Raw genomic sequence first — 13,805 nt, 5'->3', positions numbered from 1 at the left:
TAGTCCTGCTGCTTTGGAGGCATGATGAACAAGGTTGAGCGGGATATAGCCAATTTGCCGGATACAACGGTTTCGGTACGCGACGTGTTTGGAATCGATTCCGACATGCGTGTGCCAGCCTATGCGGCGGGCGATTCCTATGTGCCGGAAACGGACCCGGATTATATTTTCGACCGTCAGACGACGCTCGCAATTCTGGCAGGATTTGCCTATAATCGCCGCGTGATGGTTTCCGGTTATCACGGAACGGGTAAATCGACCCATATTGAACAGGTTGCAGCCCGTCTCAACTGGCCGTGTGTCCGCATCAATCTCGACAGCCACGTCAGCCGTATCGATCTCGTCGGCAAGGATGCCATCGTCGTCAAGGACGGTGTGCAGGTTACCGAATTCAAGGACGGCATTCTGCCTTGGGCCTATCAGCACAATGTCGCGCTGGTTTTCGATGAATATGATGCCGGTCGCCCGGATGTTATGTTCGTGATCCAGCGTGTTCTGGAAACCTCGGGCCGTCTGACGCTTCTTGATCAGAGCCGGGTCATCCGCCCGCATCCGGCGTTCCGCCTGTTTGCCACCGCCAACACGGTTGGCCTTGGCGATACGACCGGCCTTTATCACGGCACGCAGCAGATCAATCAGGCGCAGATGGACCGCTGGTCGATCGTCACCACGCTGAATTATCTGCCGCATGATAACGAAGTGAACATCGTTCTTGCCAAGTCAAAGCATTATCAGAATGCGGAAGGCCGTGAGATCGTCAACAAGATGGTGCGCGTGGCCGATATGACCCGCCAGGCTTTCATCAATGGCGATCTTTCGACCGTGATGAGCCCGCGTACTGTCATTACCTGGTCTGAAAATGCTGCCATTTTCAATGATGTCGGTTTTGCATTCCGCCTGACCTTCCTCAACAAGTGTGATGAGCTTGAACGCCAGACTGTGGCTGAGTTTTATCAGCGTGCTTTCGGTGAGGAACTTCCAGAATCTGCTGCCAATATCGTATTGGCATAAGGTTGGATAATGCCTGCCGCCCAGACCGGGCGGCGGTGTTGTGTTGTGAAGTCAGGATAGGCAGATGTCGGGCCAGAAGTCAGCAATAGGCGATAATTCGCGCGAGCGTAAAAACGGACCGGTGGATTCCGAACCGTTCAAGCGAGCGATGACGGCGACCATGCGCGCTATTTCCGGCGAGAACGAGCTGGAAGTGGCTTTCAGCAATGACCGTCCGGCGCTGACTGGCAATCGTGCCCGTCTGCCTGAACTGCCAAAGCGCCCGACGGCGCATGATCTTGCCGTTACGCGGGGTTTGGGTGATTCCATGGCGCTGCGTCAGGCGCGCCACAATGCGCGCATACACGCAAGCCTTGCGCCGGAAGGCAAACAGGCGCGTGCGATTTATGATGCGGTTGAGCAGGCGCGTGTGGAAGCCATTGGTGCGCGCGCGATGGCCGGGGTTGCCGAAAATCTTTCGGTGATGCTGGCGGATAAATATGCCCGCGCCAATTTCTCTTCTGTCACCAACAAGGATGATGCGCCGCTAGAGGAAGCGATTTCGCTTCTGCTGCGTGAAAAGCTGACCGGGCGCAAAGCACCAGCCGAAGCGGGGCCTGTGCTTGATCTGTGGCGCGAATGGATCGAACAGAAGGCCGGCAGCACGCTTACCCGCCTTGGTGAAAATATTGAAGATCAGCAGGCCTTTGCGCGCACTGTGCGCGATATGCTCGCTTCGATGGATATGGCTGAGGAGCTTTCGCAGGAAGAGCAAAGCGACGAGCAGGACGATAACAACGAACAGACGCCGGATCCGGATGAAAACGAGGAAGGCGGAGACGAAAGCCAGGAAGGTTCTGATTCCGCTGAAAGTGATGAATCGGATAATTCCAGCGAAGAGGGCGAGCAGGGCGAGATGGAAGCCACGGACGCTTCCTCTGACGATATGGATGACAGCGAAGATGTCGACGCGGAAACGCCCGGTGACACGCGCCGTCAGAACCAGCCCTTCGCCAATTTTGCCGAGCATGTCGATTACAAGGTTTTCACGCGTGAATTCGATGAGGAAGTCGAAGCCACCGATCTTTGCGATGAGGCGGAACTGAGCCGTTTGCGCGGCTTTCTCGATAAACAGCTTTCTAATTTGCAGGGTGTGGTCGGCAGGCTTGCCAATCGTTTGCAGCGCCGCTTGATGGCGCAGCAGAACCGCTCATGGGATTTTGATCTGGAAGAGGGCTATCTCGACAGTGCGCGTCTTGTGCGTATCGTGATCGACCCCACGCAGCCGCTTTCCTACAAGATGGAGCGCGATACAGATTTCCGCGATACGGTCGTGACGCTGGTGATTGATAATTCCGGCTCCATGCGCGGCCGCCCGATTACGGTTGCAGCGACCTGTGCGGATATTCTGGCGCGCACGCTTGAGCGTTGCGGTGTGAAGGTCGAAATCCTCGGCTTCACCACCAAGGCATGGAAGGGCGGACAATCGCGCGAAGCCTGGCTTGGTCGTGGCAAGCCGTCCAATCCGGGCCGCCTTAATGATCTGCGCCATATCATCTATAAGCGCGCAGATGCGCCGTGGCGTCGTGCGCGCAACAATCTCGGATTGATGATGCGCGAAGGCTTGCTGAAAGAAAACATCGACGGCGAAGCACTGATCTGGGCACATCAGCGCCTGTTGGCACGTCCTGAACAGCGCAAGATTCTGATGATGATTTCGGACGGCGCACCAGTGGATGACTCAACGCTTTCGGTTAATCCGGGCAATTATCTGGAGCGTCATTTGCGTGCGGTTATCGAAGAGATCGAAACGCGTTCGCCGGTTGAACTGATTGCCATCGGTATCGGCCATGATGTGACGCGTTATTATCAGCGTGCTGTGACGATTGTGGACGCGGAAGAGCTTGCCGGTGCTATGACCGAGCAGCTTGCCTCTTTGTTCGAAGAACAAGGGGCAGGTGGCGCAGGGCAGGGGCGCCGCCGCGCAGGAAAACGATAAAATACAGATCGATAAAAGGGGCCGGACCGGCCCCTTTTTTATGCCATTATGCCTGCTGGCGGGTTGCTGCGAGAACGATTTCGCGAATGCAGACACCCTGCGGCTGATCGTAAGCATAGACGATGGCGCGCGCGACATCGTCTGCTGCAAGCACGGGCGTGCCCATGCTCTTCTTCCAGTCCTGATAGCCGGCTTTGATGCCTGTATCACTGGTGTGGCTGAGAAGCTCGGTCTCAACGGCACCGGGTGCGATTGTCACGACGCGCACGTCATGCGGAGAGAGTTCTTCACGCAAGTTTTCAGAAAGCCCGTGTACGGCGAATTTCGTGGCCGTATAGGCCACATGATTGGCGAAGGTCTTGCGACCTGCCACCGAGCTGATATTGATGATGGTGCCGTGCTTGCGCTTGACCATTCCGCTTGAGACTGCATGAATGCCGTTGAGCAGGCCCTTGACGTTCACATCAAGCATGCGGTCCCATTCATCGGGATTCTGCCTGGTTGCATCGCCCAGCAGCATCACACCGGCATTGTTGACAATGACATCGGCGGGGCCAAATTTTGCTTCGGCCTCCTGAACTGCCGCCACAAGTGCCTTTCGATCGGTCACGTCAACGGACTTGCAGAGTGTGTTGGGCAGGTTGAGCTTTTCCATCGCATCAAGACGGCGCGCCAGCAGGAGCAAGGGGTGGCCGCGATCCGCAAACATTTTTGCGCTGGCAAGGCCGATGCCGGAACTTGCGCCGGTGATGATGGCGAGTGGACGTTTTTCTTTGTTAATAGACATTTAAATTACCCTTATCTAAATATAAATATATCCACCAAAATCACGAAGCCCGCGATGGAAATAAATCCATGCAGATTATGATTATTGAGAACAATATAGGAGCCGAATTCAGAAAAGATAGTCGGCATATCATTCGTGCCGACTTATCGGAGTGCTGTATATAGATATGAAAACACTGCAATGAAATTGATTTTCATTCAGATAAACGGAACGTGAAGGCAGTACGCCGACCGGCATGTTTCCGATCAGCGCTTGGTCGTGTTCAGCCTGTCAGGGGCATAAAGCGCTGGCGCGAAAATCGCCAGAATGGCACCATAGGGCACCAACATCAGCGTTCCCATCACAACCTTCACGAAGAAGTCGCCGAACGCCAGTGAAGCCCAGAGCGGGACGCCAAGTCCAAGGAGTGAGGCAGGCTCCGCAAGCGACGAATCGGGCATGCCCGTTATTGCGTCAATCCATGCAAACTGCGCGGCAAAGGCGATGGAGAAGAACAGCACCGTATCGACAACGGAGCCGAACATGGCGGCGGCAAAAGGTGCTTTCCACCATGTTTTCTGGCGCAGGCGGTTGAAGACAGTGATGTCCATTAATTGTGCGATCAGAAATGCCGAACCGGAAGCAATGGCAATGCGTGGCGTGGCAAGCCAGATCGACATGACGACACCAAGCACAAACCCCGCATAGACGACCTTGCGCGCTGCTGCGGGTCCAAAACGGCGATTTGTGAGGTCATTGACGAGAAAGGCCACCGGATAGGTGAAAGCGCCATAGGTCAGCAGCTCGCCAAGGCCGAAATGCTCAAACGGATATTGGACAAGAATGTTGGAGGCAGCAACCGCTGCGCACATGCAAAAAATGGCCGGAATCAACCGGGCAAAGGAAGAACCTGTCATAGGCATTTTTTTATCCTGGGTGATGGAACCAGCAAAAAAGGCTGACGTTTGTCAGCCTTTTTTGTCAAAACTTAAAAAGCTGATTGCTTATGCAGCAACTTCAGCCTGCTTCTTCACGATCTGACGCTTCAGCAGGCGCGCGCGCTGCGAGAGTTCCTTGTCGTCAGACTTGACGAGGAAAGCGTCGAGGCCGCCGCGATGCTCAACCGAACGCAGAGCAGAAGCGGAAACGCGAAGACGGTAGCTCTGGCCGAGTGCTTCGGACATCAGCGTAACGTTGCAGAGATTTGGCAGGAAGCGACGACGCGTTCTGTTGTTTGCGTGGCTTACATTGTTGCCGTACTGGACCGAAGTGCCGGTCAATTCACAAGCGCGGGACATTTTGGTCTCACCTTCAAATTTTTGTTTCTCAGGCCCCGACCCGAATGTCCGAATTCAAAGCAATCATAGCAGTTTGCTGCTGCTGGCGCGCGATCTCGGACAGGCGGCCTATTGGGAAAGTCGCGTTTCTATAGTGACAGGAGAGAAAACAGTCAAGACAGATTCCGCTTTGAAGCTTGAAAGGTGCGCATTTACGGTCGTTTGCAGTATCCTTTGCGCCTCCTGATCATAACTTTGCCAGCTTTTCTTGTTCGACAGTGGGTATGAATCGAAAATCCAAAGCAGATTTGGAGTGATCTACAGGCGAAAGCTCAAAGATAAAAATCGCATCTGGCAGAAAAGCAGAATCGGTTCGCAGATGTGTTTCGGATTTGCCATATAGCATTCATGTGGGTGAATGCTATCAGGGCTGATAAATCGAAAGGAAAATCTGCATGATCGAGCAGGTGCATTTCGAACAAACGGTGAAGAAGCAGGCTTGGGAGCGGGGAATCGCTTTTTTTACTGTGCTGTCGATTGCGAGCCTATCTGCGATGAGCAGCGCCCGGGCTGAGGATCTCTATCGCACCGAATATGAAATCTCGATGTTTGGTCTTTCTATTGCGCGTTCAGCGATAGAAACCATCGTCAAGGGTGCCAATTATGGTGTGAATGGACGATTCAAAACGTCGGGCATTGCACGGATTTTCGATGATACCGACGGTACGGTCTATGTCGGTGGCAGTTCCTCTCAGGGCAAGGTCATGCCATCGGCTTTTGATCTCGCCTACAAGCATGGGCGGAAAAATAAGAGCACCATGATCCGTTTTGCCGATGGCAAAGTGATCGCTTCTGAAAATGTGCCGCCGGTCAAAAAGCGCGATCCCTGGGTGGAGAGCGGACCGAATGATCTGGTGAATGTCAGTGATCCATTGAGCGCGCTCATGATTCCAACCAACGATCCCAAAGCTGTGTGCAATCGTACGCTTCAGGTTTTTGACGGGCAGACGCGCGCCGATTTAAAATTGAGTTTCAATGGCACGGAATCCTTCACCACAAAGGGCTTTACCGGCGAATCGGTGATCTGCTCGGCAAAGTTCGTGCCGATTTCCGGCTATCAGAAGGGTAAGAAGGCTATCGATTATCTTGCCAATCGCAGCAAGATAACGATTTCTTTTGCTTCCTTGGGCCATTCCGGTATTTATGCGCCCGTCGTGGCACGCATCGGCACACAGCTGGGGACGCTGAAGATCGAAGCTACGCGATTTGAAAAGATAAGGTAACGGGACGCAAAAGACGGCGTAAGACGCGCATGTGATCCCGCAAATGGGGGATTCATTATGAAGCTGGCAACGCTGATCGGTTTTTCGGCTATCGCGATGTGGGCGCTGTTGGCGCTTTTTACTGCGGGTTCCGGTCAGGTTCCGCCTTTCCAACTCTCAGCCATGACGTTTTCGATTGGCGCATCCATCGGTCTCATTTCATGGCTGTGGCGGCCGGGGGCCATCAAACATCTGCGTCAGCCGCCAATCGTCTGGCTTGTCGGCGTGATTGGTCTGTTTGGTTACCACTTTTTTTATTTTACAGCACTCCGAAATGCGCCAGCGGTCGATGCCAGCCTGATTGCCTATCTCTGGCCCCTGCTGATTGTGGTCGGATCTGCCCTGATGCCGGGCGAACGGCTGCGCTGGTATCATATCGTTGGCGCGCTTCTTGGGCTTGGCGGGACGGCGCTCATTGTAAGCAAAGGGGACGGTATCGGCTTTGAAGCCCGCTATAGTTTTGGTTATGCAATGGCTGCGCTTTGCGCTTTGACATGGTCCAGCTACTCGCTGCTTTCCCGCCGTTTTTCGAGTGTGCCAACCGATGCTGTGACTGGGTTCTGTGTGGCGACGGCTGTTTTATCGCTGATTTGTCATCTGGCACTTGAGCAGACAGTGTGGCCGGAAACCGCAACGCAGTGGCTCAGTGTTATGGCGCTTGGCCTTTTGCCAGTAGGGGCGGCCTTCTATGCCTGGGATTTTGGAGTGAAGCGCGGCAATATTCAGGTGCTGGGCGCGGCAAGTTACGCTGCGCCGCTTCTTTCGACGCTTGTGCTTATTTCAGCCGGTATGGCGCAACCATCCATGCGCATCCTCGCCGCCTGCCTGTTGATCACGGCAGGTGCAGCACTTGCTGCAAAAGACATGATTCTATCGCGGCGCAAAGAAGCGGCTTCCACGCAATCAGGTTAGAGCATATCCAGAAAATCCCACTTCTGGCAAAATAGTGTCAGTGGCTGGGGTGAAGGCATCCCTCGTGATTGCCGAGAATTTCGATAACCCGGCACTGGTCGATGCGGCCATGTGCCGTGCAATCCAGCATCCGTAACAGTTCTGTTTTCAAAGACATCAGTTTTGCGATGCGATTTTCGACATCGATCAGGCGTGTGCGCGCAATCGAATCAGCGGCAGCGCACGACTGGTCGGGATTGTCCTGAAGGTCGAGAAGCGTGCGGATTGCATCGACCTCAAAGCCCAGATCGCGCGCATGGCGGATAAATAACAGCCGCTGAATGTCAGCATTGTCATAAAGGCGACGATTGCCTTGCGTGCGCGGGGGCACCGGAAGAAGTCCGATTTGCTCGTAATAACGGATTGTCGGCACTTTCACACCGCTGGCTTTGGATGCTTCGCCGATCGGAACGTTGGTGATCATTTTTGCTCTTGCTCCTCTAGTCACTAGAGGATGTAGACCTTGTTTCAGACAATTCAAGAGTGGTCTCGACAGGGGCAGATTATGAATGAGATTTTAAAACAGAACCGGTTTCGCGTGGAAGGTATGGATTGTGCTTCCTGCGCGACGAAAATCGATACGGCTGTGCGTCGTGTTTCGGGTGTGGAAGATGTTTCCGTGTCGGTGACGACAGGCATGATGACGGTGCGTCATGATGGCAGCAGCGATTTGGAAAGCGTTGCCAAAAAAGTGCGCAGCCTTGGCTATGGCATCGAACAATTGGTTGACAAAAAAGCGCCTCACAAACACGAGCATCACGATCACGATCACGATCACGATCACGATCACGATCACGATCATGCAGGCTGCGGCGGCCATGATCATAAGCATGACCACAATCACCATGATCACGTTCATGACGAAGCTGAAGCAAAGCAGATTGTTGCGGGTGCTGACAGTCTGCGTTTTCGTGTGGAGGGGATGGATTGTGCCTCTTGCGCGGCCAAGATCGATACGGCTGTGCGTCGCGTCGGTGGTGTGCAGGATGTGTCTGTTTCGGTGACCAATGGCACCATGATCGTCAATCATGATGGCTCGGCCAGTGTTGATGCGATTGCCGCAAAGGTGACGGCACTTGGCTATAAGGCCAGTGCGCAATCAACCGCCACGCGCAAGCTCCAGCCTGCCGCGCCAGAAAAGCAAAAGCGCTGGTGGCAAACCGCAAAGGGCAAGATGATGCTCGCCTGCGGTGGTGGTCTGGTGGTGGCTTATGTTGTCGGCTATTTTTATCCACCGGTTGCACTGTGGGCGTTCACGGCTGCCATGCTGATCGGTCTTATACCGATTGCAAAACGCGCTTATTCGGCAGCCATCAATGGCACACCGTTTTCCATCGAAATGCTAATGACGATTGCAGCCATTGGCGCTGTCATTATCGGCGCGACAGAAGAAGCAGCAGCGGTTGTTTTTCTGTTTCTGGTCGGCGAATTGCTCGAAGGGGTTGCTGCTGGCAAAGCGCGTGACAGCATCCAGTCGCTGACCGCGCTGGTGCCCAAGACCGCGTTTGTTGAAAGCAATGGCGTAACCAGTGAAGTGCCTGCGGCGGCGCTCAATGTGGGCGATGTGATTGTGGTGCGCCCCGGTGATCGTATGCCAGCTGATGGTGAGATCATTTCGGGTGAAAGTGCCATTGATGAAGCACCGGTGACGGGCGAAAGCACGCCGGTTGGCAAGGGCGTGGGCGAAAACGTCTTTGCAGGCACGATCAATGGCGATGGCTTGCTGCGGGTGAAGGTGACGGCTGCGGCTGAGGACAACACCATCGCACGCGTTGTGCGGCTGGTTGAGGAAGCACAGGAAGCCAAAGCGCCGACCGAGCGTTTCATCAATCGCTTTTCGACCTATTACACGCCGGGCGTGGTTGTTGTGGCTGCACTGGTTGCCATTCTGCCGCCGCTTGTTGCGGGCGCTGAATGGGGGGAGTGGATTTACAAGGGTCTGGCCATTCTACTGATCGGCTGCCCCTGTGCGCTGGTTATTTCGACGCCTGCGGCCATTGCGGCTTCGCTTTCGGCGGGTGCGCGGCGCGGGTTGCTTTTGAAAGGTGGTGCTGTCCTTGAAACCATCGGAAAGATCACGACCGCCTGTTTTGATAAAACCGGAACGCTCACCGAAGGTAAGCCGAAGGTAACGGATGTTCTGCCGGGAGCACTTTCGGAAGAAGAAGTTTTGCGTCTCTCTGCTTCGCTTGATGCAGGTTCCAGCCATCCGCTGGCGCTTGCAATTGTCAGCGCATCAGATGCGCGCGGTCTGAAGCTCTCCTCCGTTGCGACTGGCAAGGCACATGGCGGCAAGGGTGTGTCAGGTAAAGCTGATGGGATTGAGCTGTTCCTTGGTTCGCGCAAGGCTGCCAATGAAATCTCTCCCATTCCGGACGATCTTGCAGCTCGGATTGCCGCCTGCAATGATGAAGGCAAAACGGTTTCTGTTTTGGTTGCAGACGGCAAAATTGCAGGCGCTATCGCCATGCGTGATGAGCCGCGTGCGGATGCCATTGCAGGGCTGAAGGTGCTGAAAAATGCAGGCATTCGCACCGTCATGCTGACGGGTGATAATCGCCGTACCGCAGAAGCCATTGGTAAGGATCTCGGTATTGAAGTTCACGCCGAGCTCCTGCCGGAAGACAAGCAACGGATTGTTGGCGCGTTTCGCAATGACGGTCAGATTGTTGCCAAGGTTGGCGACGGCATCAATGATGCGCCAGCACTGGCTGCTGCCGATGTTGGCATTGCCATGGGCGGCGGCACCGATGTGGCGCTTGAAACAGCTGATGCAGCGGTGCTGCATGGCCGGGTGGGTGATGTGGCTGCGATGGTTGATCTGTCGAAGCGGACCATGCGCAATATCCATCAGAACATCACAATCGCGCTTGGGCTGAAAGCGGTGTTCCTCGTGACCACGGTGCTTGGGATTACCGGCCTCTGGCCTGCTATTCTGGCCGATACGGGTGCAACAGTTCTCGTGACAATCAACGCGCTGCGTTTGTTAAGACAACCTTCGTAAAACCAAAACCGGCGAAGAAAACTTCGCCGTTTTTTTTATATTTACTCGCCGATCAGTTCGCGAATGCGTTCACCATATTGCTTGGCAAAGGCGAGGTGTTCGGGATTAATCTGCTTCACTTCATCGACGAGCTGTTCTTCTTCTTCGGCATCCGCCGCCGCAAGTCCGTTCATCATGGCGAAATAGGCAAGAAGATAATCGCGTGGTTCGATATTTTCAGCCTTCATAACAGCAACAACCTGTGGCCGCGATTCAATGCTTTTTACCATGGAATCCATGGTCGGACGTGCATCCTGACCTTCTTCTGCCGTGGGCGAAAGCTGCATTTCCTCAAGCTTGTTATGGATTTTTTCCATGCGCGTGAGCAGGTCTTCGCTCAGCTTGAAATTGTTGATTTCTTCTGGTGTCTTCGGCGGCGTGGCAATCGCAATAATATCTTCGGCATAAGTGACGTTCAATGATTGCGGAAGGACGATAAGCGAAAGGCCAAAGACTGCGGCTGCGTTGAACTTCTTGATGCGGGAAAAGGTCGTCATGATCGTATCCTAGAAATGGTCTTTGCGCTTACGGATTTCTGCGAAAATGGCTTCATCACTTGCTTCGCGCATATCAAGGCGTGCGCGAATGCCACTATCGTGCCAGCGCAGAAACGGATTGGTGGCCATTTCAAGCGCAATGCTTGTGGGCAGGGTCATTTTATCAGCCGCACGCAACCGCGCAATCTCTGCCGCCCGTTCTTTCAAGGCCGAATTGTCAGGATCAATCGTCAGGGCGAAACGCGCATTGCTCTGCGTGTATTCATGACCGCAATAAACGACCGTGTCACCCGGAAGCCTCACAAGTTTTTGCAGAGACTGGAACATGGTTGCCGGTGTTCCTTCGAACAGACGACCGCAGCCCAATGCAAAAAGCGTGTCGCCCGTGAACACGACTTTCGCTTCCGGCAGATAGAAGGAAATCTCGCCAGCCGTATGGCCGGGGGTGGAGATCACTTTCACCTTGAAAAGTCCGAAGGTGAATTCGTCGCCGTCTTTCATCTTGCGGTCGAGCGTCGGGATTTTGCTGGCTTCTGCTTCCGGGCCGATGATGCTGACGCCGAATTTGGCTTTCAACGCCGCATTGCCTTCAACATGATCAAGGTGATGATGCGTCGTGAAGATGAAGTCGAGTGTCCAGCCACGGCGTTTTAGTGCCGCTTCAATGGCTGCCGCATCCGGCGCATCGATTGCAGCTGTCAGGTCGCTTTCGGGATCATGAATGAGAACACCATAATTATCGCTGCGGCAGATGAATTGTTCAATGTCCAGGCGTAACATGGCGTCCTCCCATATATCTTAGAGCGTGTTGCGCTCGCTCTAATTCTTTGTTTTTACGCATGTCTTTGTCCCAAAACCGGTTCCCACTTTTGGGAGACATGCTCTAATCTTTTTTAGCTTCAGGCAATGTGTGCTTCTGGATAAGCGGCATTTGTGAAAGCGTGAAGACAATGGTGATCGGCATAATGCCCCAGACCTTGAAAGAGACCCAGGCATCGGTCGAAAAATTCCGCCACACCACTTCATTCACCACTGCGAGGAAGATGAAGAACAGGCCCCAGCGGAAGGTCAGTTTCCGCCAGCCTTCGGCATCAAGCCGGAAGGCCGAATCAAACACATAACCGAGCAGGGATTTGCCGAACAGCAGTCCGCCAAGCAGGATCGCGCCAAACAGCGTGTTGACGATTGTGGGCTTCATTTTGATGAAGGTGTCGTTGTGCAGCCAGAGTGTGAGCGCACCAAAAACCAGCACCACGATACCGGAAATGAGTGGCATCATCGGCAAGGTGCGTGTCATCGACCATGAAATGGCAAGGGCTATGACGGTCGCAACCATGAAGAGGGCAGTTGCCAGAAAGATCGGCTCGCCAATCTGAGCGAGCACCGGAAAATGCTCAATCAGGCTTTCACCACGCGCATTGGCGAAAAAGAAAACCAGAAGCGGCCCGAGTTCCAGCGCAAGCTTGAGCAGCGGCGGCACTTCCTTGCGTTCGGCTTCGGTTTTTTGCGAGGGATCGCGTTCGAAAACGGGATGCTCCATCAGGCAACTCCTGCGATGGCGCGGGCAAAATCCTTGGCCGCAAATGGTTCAAGATCGTCGACACCTTCGCCGACGCCGATGAAATAGATTGGGAGCTTATGTTTGGCAGAGATTGCCACCAGAATGCCACCGCGTGCCGTGCCGTCCAGCTTGGTCATGACAAGGCCGTTGACGCCAGCGATATTTTTGAAAATCTCGACCTGATTGAGCGCGTTCTGCCCGGTGGTGGCATCCAGCGTCTGAAGGACGGTGTGCGGGGCTTCCGGGTCATGCTTGCCAAGCACACGGACGATCTTGGCGAGTTCGTCCATCAGCTCGGCCTTGTTCTGCAAACGGCCTGCGGTGTCGATGATGAGCACATCGCTGCCCGCCTCTTTCGCCTGCTTCCATGCATCATAGGCAAGGCCTGCCGCATCGGCGCCAAGCTTGCTCGAAACAACCGGAGAGCCGGTGCGCTCACCCCAGATATGAAGCTGTTCGATGGCTGCGGCGCGGAATGTGTCGCCTGCCGCAAGCATGACTTTGAGGCCGCCAGCGGTGAGTTTTGCCGCCAGCTTGCCGATGGTCGTGGTCTTGCCGGTTCCATTGACGCCGACAACCAGAATGACATGCGGCTTATGCGAAAGATCGAGTTCCAGCGGTTTAGCAACGGGACCGAGAACCTTCTCGATTTCTGCGCCCATGATGTTTCGGACTTCTTCGCCAGTCACGTCCTTGCCATAACGGCCGGATGACAGCGCGTCGGTGACGCGCATCGCGGTTTCAAGACCGAGATCGGCCTGAATGAGTACGTCTTCAAGATCCTGCAACGTATCTTCATCGAGCTTGCGCTTGGTGAAAATGCTGCCGATGGAATCGCTTAATGAATTCGATGAGCGCAACAACCCGCGGCGCAGGCGCTCGAACCAGGAAAGCCTTGGTTCAGGCGCTGCCTCAACCGGCACTTCTTCCTGATGCTCTTCAACGGCCTTTGCGACCTTGACCTTTTTGGGCTTTACCGGTTCCGGCTGAACGGCGGGTTCAACCCCATCCTCAACAGTCGCTGTCTCGGGGATTGCCGGCACTTCAACCTGTTCAGGTTCAGCAACAGGTTCCGGCTCTGGCTCAATGTTCGGCTCTGCAACAGGGGCTTCAACGACGATTGGCTCCATCACTGGAGGCTGTTCAATCGGAATTTCAATCTCGGCAACCGGATGTTCCGGTTCTGCCTTCTCTTCCTCAACCGGCTCAGGATCAGCAATAACAACTGGTGTGTCCTGTTCGGAAACGACCACTTCGGTTGCGGCTAACTCGGTGGTTTCAGGAAGCTGTGCTTCCAAAGAATCGGGAGCCAGTTCTTCGACCGGTTTTTCCTCGACCTCCTTCTTGCCGAAGGAGAACATTTTCTTGATGAAACCCATTGCCATGAATTTTGATGCCC

The 13,805-nt window shown here is 54.4% G+C and carries 13 protein-coding genes; 5 read left to right on the top strand and 8 right to left on the bottom strand.

Annotated elements, in window-relative coordinates; genetic code table 11:
* The first annotated feature begins 24 nt into the window (after window positions 1-24).
* Window positions 25-1,011 (top strand): cobaltochelatase subunit CobS, encoded by a 987-nt coding sequence (cobS, locus tag OPR82_RS00510; protein ID WP_265983802.1) that lies wholly within the window; start codon window positions 25-27, stop codon window positions 1,009-1,011.
* Between the two features lie 64 nt (window positions 1,012-1,075).
* The gene (gene cobT, locus OPR82_RS00505) at window positions 1,076-2,989 is read left to right on the top strand and encodes a cobaltochelatase subunit CobT (protein ID WP_265982395.1); all 1,914 of its coding nucleotides are present in this window, start codon (window positions 1,076-1,078) and stop codon (window positions 2,987-2,989) included.
* Window positions 2,990-3,035: 46 nt separating this feature from the next.
* On the opposite strand, the gene OPR82_RS00500 is transcribed toward cobT, so the two are convergent.
* The 3 genes from OPR82_RS00500 to rpmB form a co-directional block, all read right to left on the bottom strand.
* On the bottom strand, window positions 3,036-3,776 hold the full coding sequence (locus OPR82_RS00500; RefSeq protein WP_265982394.1) for an SDR family oxidoreductase: 741 nt from the start codon (window positions 3,774-3,776) through the stop codon (window positions 3,036-3,038).
* A 245-nt stretch (window positions 3,777-4,021) separates the two neighbouring features.
* Window positions 4,022-4,678 carry a queuosine precursor transporter gene (locus tag OPR82_RS00495; RefSeq protein WP_265982393.1) on the bottom strand — a complete coding sequence of 219 codons (657 nt, stop codon included), beginning with the start codon at window positions 4,676-4,678 and terminating at the stop codon, window positions 4,022-4,024.
* Between the two features lie 81 nt (window positions 4,679-4,759).
* The gene (gene rpmB, locus OPR82_RS00490; protein ID WP_265982392.1) at window positions 4,760-5,053 is read right to left on the bottom strand and encodes a 50S ribosomal protein L28; all 294 of its coding nucleotides are present in this window, start codon (window positions 5,051-5,053) and stop codon (window positions 4,760-4,762) included.
* 434 nt (window positions 5,054-5,487) lie between these two features.
* Here rpmB and OPR82_RS00485 point away from each other — a divergent pair, with 434 nt between their 5' ends.
* Complete coding sequence (locus tag OPR82_RS00485; protein ID WP_265982391.1) at window positions 5,488-6,315, top strand: DUF3108 domain-containing protein; 828 nt, start codon at window positions 5,488-5,490, stop codon at window positions 6,313-6,315.
* A gap of 57 nt (window positions 6,316-6,372) precedes the next feature.
* Entirely contained in the window at window positions 6,373-7,266 is an 894-nt protein-coding gene (gene yddG / locus OPR82_RS00480; RefSeq protein WP_265982390.1) for an aromatic amino acid exporter YddG, read from the top strand.
* A gap of 37 nt (window positions 7,267-7,303) precedes the next feature.
* Here the strand turns inward: yddG and OPR82_RS00475 are convergent, their stop codons facing one another.
* Window positions 7,304-7,726, bottom strand: coding sequence for a MerR family transcriptional regulator (locus tag OPR82_RS00475; protein WP_265983800.1), 423 nt, complete (start codon window positions 7,724-7,726; stop codon window positions 7,304-7,306).
* An 84-nt stretch (window positions 7,727-7,810) separates the two neighbouring features.
* On the opposite strand from OPR82_RS00475, the gene OPR82_RS00470 reads away from it, so the two are divergent.
* The gene (locus OPR82_RS00470) at window positions 7,811-10,309 is read left to right on the top strand and encodes a heavy metal translocating P-type ATPase (RefSeq protein WP_265982389.1); all 2,499 of its coding nucleotides are present in this window, start codon (window positions 7,811-7,813) and stop codon (window positions 10,307-10,309) included.
* Between the two features lie 41 nt (window positions 10,310-10,350).
* Here the strand turns inward: OPR82_RS00470 and OPR82_RS00465 are convergent, their stop codons facing one another.
* The 4 genes from OPR82_RS00465 to ftsY all read right to left on the bottom strand — a co-directional run bounded on the left by OPR82_RS00465 (window position 10,351) and on the right by ftsY (window position 13,791).
* Window positions 10,351-10,845 carry a hypothetical protein gene (locus OPR82_RS00465; protein ID WP_265982388.1) on the bottom strand — a complete coding sequence of 165 codons (495 nt, stop codon included), beginning with the start codon at window positions 10,843-10,845 and terminating at the stop codon, window positions 10,351-10,353.
* Between the two features lie 9 nt (window positions 10,846-10,854).
* On the bottom strand, window positions 10,855-11,625 hold the full coding sequence (gene gloB, locus OPR82_RS00460) for a hydroxyacylglutathione hydrolase (protein WP_265982387.1): 771 nt from the start codon (window positions 11,623-11,625) through the stop codon (window positions 10,855-10,857).
* A 103-nt stretch (window positions 11,626-11,728) separates the two neighbouring features.
* A complete protein-coding gene (locus tag OPR82_RS00455; protein ID WP_265982386.1) occupies window positions 11,729-12,385 on the bottom strand; it encodes a septation protein A in 657 nt (218 codons plus the stop codon).
* Complete coding sequence (gene ftsY, locus OPR82_RS00450) at window positions 12,385-13,791, bottom strand: signal recognition particle-docking protein FtsY (RefSeq protein WP_265982385.1); 1,407 nt, start codon at window positions 13,789-13,791, stop codon at window positions 12,385-12,387. The genes OPR82_RS00455 and ftsY overlap by 1 nt, the downstream gene beginning before the upstream one ends.
* Window positions 13,792-13,805 lie beyond the last annotated feature (14 nt).

Origin of the sequence: Ochrobactrum chromiisoli (genome assembly GCF_026241335.1) — a bacterium.
GTDB classification, from domain to species: domain Bacteria; phylum Pseudomonadota; class Alphaproteobacteria; order Rhizobiales; family Rhizobiaceae; genus Brucella; species Brucella chromiisoli.
The sequence above is the reverse complement of the archived record's forward strand: the minus strand, read 5'-3'. Positions and strand labels throughout refer to the sequence as shown.